The 1,550-nt window shown below is 65.2% G+C and carries 1 protein-coding gene and 1 pseudogene; both read right to left on the bottom strand.

All coding sequences use genetic code 11. From position 1 onward, the window contains the following. Positions 1-702 (bottom strand): annotated as a pseudogene (locus tag JCM25156_RS25445) (FGGY family carbohydrate kinase); the annotation flags it as partial. A 62-nt stretch (positions 703-764) separates the two neighbouring features. Further along, the gene (gene rpiA / locus JCM25156_RS16225) at positions 765-1,469 is read right to left on the bottom strand and encodes a ribose-5-phosphate isomerase RpiA (RefSeq protein WP_025813943.1); all 705 of its coding nucleotides are present in this window, start codon (positions 1,467-1,469) and stop codon (positions 765-767) included. Positions 1,470-1,550 lie beyond the last annotated feature (81 nt).

Raw genomic sequence — 1,550 nt, 5'->3', positions numbered from 1 at the left:
CCCGCGCTCCCCGCGATAACCGGGCGCGCCTTCATGCCCCAGCGCCGGGCCAGATCCTGATCCAGCCAGCCCGCGCGCGCCGTGCCCTCCACCAGCGCGGGCATGTGCGCTGTGGTAAGGCCGGTTGCGGCCAGAGCTTCGTGCGACCATTGGCGTTGCCCCACATCCAGCCACAGCGAACCGGATGCATCGGACATATCCTCAAGCATTTCACCGCTCAGGCGGTAGCGCAGCCATGCCTTGGGCAGCAGCACATGACGGGTCGCGTGGAAGATGTCGGCTCATGCCGCGCGACCCATATCAGCTTGGGCGCGGTGAAGCCGGGCATGGCGATGGTGCCGCAGACCTGTCGGCTGCGGGGGAACCTGTGCTCGAACTCCGTGCATTCCCGCGCCGCGCGTTCGTCATTCCATAATATGCACGGTCGCAGCACCGCGCCATGCTGTCCAGCAACACCGCGCCATGCTGCTGGCCCGACAGGCCGATGCCGGTTACACCGGCCATTTCCCGTGGATGCGCCGCCGCCAGCGCATCCATGGCGCCCATCAGCGCGGCCCACCAGTCCTGTGGGGCCTGCTCGCTCCACCCCGCATGGGGAGTACTCACCCGCAGCGGCCGGGTGGAACTGCCCAGTACCTGCTGCGCGCCATCCACCAGCACGGCCTTGAGGGCCGATGTGCCCAGATCAATCCCGACAAACATGATTATTCTCCGCCCCCGCACCCCGGTCCGTCACCTTTCGGCACATGACCGGGGCATGGTGGTCAACCGGCCGTGAGGTGCTTCAGGCCATCCCCGCCCGCCACGATGACTTCGGACGTACGGCCAATGAACAGGCCGCTTTCAATCACGCCCACGATGGAGCGGATCCGCCGGGCCAACGCCACGGAATCCGCTATTTCCCCAAAATTGCAATCCAGGATCAGGTTGCCGCCATCGGTTATGAATGGCTTGCCCTGCGGGGTCATGCGCAGTATCGCGCGCGCGCCCAGCGCTTCCAGCCGGGCGGCCGTCATTTCCCAGCCGAAGGTCGTGACCTCCACAGGTACGGGCATGTGATGGCCAAGCCGTTTTACCAGCTTGCTTTCATCCACCACCACCACGAACCTGTGGGACGCGGCGGCCACGATCTTTTCCCGAAACAGCGCCCCGCCCCGCCCCTTGATCAGGTTGAGCGTGCCCATCTCCACTTCATCCGCGCCATCAATATCAAGGTCGATCCGGGGATGGGCCGCGAACGTGACCAGTTTGATCCCGTGCGAACGGGCCTGCTCGGCCGAATGTTCCGATGTGGGGATGGCGGAAAACCGCAGCCCTTCGGCCCAGCGGCGGCCAAGTTCGTCAATCATGTAGGCGGATGTGGTGCCCGAACCAAGGCCGACCACCATGCCGTCCTGAACCATGGATGCGGCCTCGATCGCCGCCTGCCGCTTCAGTTCCTCGCGGGGGTCACTTATCTGGGTTGTCATGTCTGCGTTCCTGCTATCCTTCTGGCTGGCTGTATCCGTCCCGTGCGCCAGTGGTCGTACTGGCGCGTGCATCCGGCTCAC

This window comes from Komagataeibacter kakiaceti JCM 25156, assembly GCF_000613305.1.
This window is presented reverse-complemented; position numbering and strand designations above follow the sequence as displayed.